This is a genomic window from Mycobacterium sp. 1423905.2 (assembly GCF_001673155.1).
GTDB lineage: Bacteria > Actinomycetota > Actinomycetes > Mycobacteriales > Mycobacteriaceae > Mycobacterium.
This window is the reverse complement of sequence record NZ_LZLE01000290.1, coordinates 1-866: the sequence shown is the minus strand read 5'-3', so window position 1 is coordinate 866 and position 866 is coordinate 1. Positions and strand designations below refer to the sequence as shown.

The 866-nt window shown below is 68.5% G+C and carries 2 protein-coding genes; both read left to right on the top strand.

Annotated elements, in window-relative coordinates:
* On the top strand, nucleotides 1-336 hold a 336-nt coding region (locus A9W95_RS19035; protein ID WP_253851584.1), incomplete at its 5' end, for a LysR substrate-binding domain-containing protein.
* Nucleotides 337-345: 9 nt separating this feature from the next.
* Nucleotides 346-866: hypothetical protein (locus A9W95_RS19030; protein WP_253851704.1), on the top strand; the 521-nt coding region annotated here is incomplete at its 3' end.

The following is an 866-nucleotide window of genomic DNA, read 5'->3' as shown; positions in this document are numbered from 1 at the left end:
CACTGCCTGCGAGACCAGGCCCTGGATGTATGCCACAAAGCCGGGGTGCGCATCGACCTTGCCGACACCCGGGCCGCCTCACTGGCGACCGCCGTTCAGTGCGTCATGGGCGGGCTAGGGGTGACCCTGATACCGCAGAGCGCGGTGCCCGTGGAGGCGGTCCGAAGTCGCATTGAACTGGCGCAGTTCGCCGCGCCGCGGCCCGGGCGGCAGATCGGTCTGGTCTTCCGCGCGTCCAGCAAGCGCGATCAAGCCTATCGACGATTGGCCGGCATCATCGGCGACGCGATCGGCGCCGAACAGCCGGTCCGACCGGTAATGGAGGGCACACGTTAAGTTCGGCTCATGGAGAAGGTGATCGCCGTGCTGATGCGCGCCGAGCCGGACGACGAGTGGTGCAACCGGCAGCGCGGCGAAGTCGCCGATGCGCTGTTGGCGCTCGACGTTCCCGGCCTGGCGGTCAATGTCCGGGACAGCGCGGTGCGTGACTCGTTGATGACTTTGACGACGTTGGACCCGCCGGTCGCCGCGGTGGTCAGCCTGTGGACGCAACAGAGCTATGGCAGCCAAATGGCCGCAGCGCTGCGAACGCTGAGCCAGGAGTGTGATCGGCTCGCCGCATATCTGGTGACCGAGTCGGTGCCGCTGGCCCCGCCGGTCACCGAACCCGGCGCGCGGACAACCGGTTTGGCGAACGTCGCGTTGCTGCGACGGCCTCCCGAGCTAGACCAGACCACCTGGCTCAACCGCTGGCAGCTCGACCATACGGCGGTCGCCATCGAGACCCAGGCGACGTTCGCCAAACCGGTTGTCCGCGCGCCGGGTTCGGTGACCGGCGGGGCCAGCGGCACCGACTCGGTCACCAG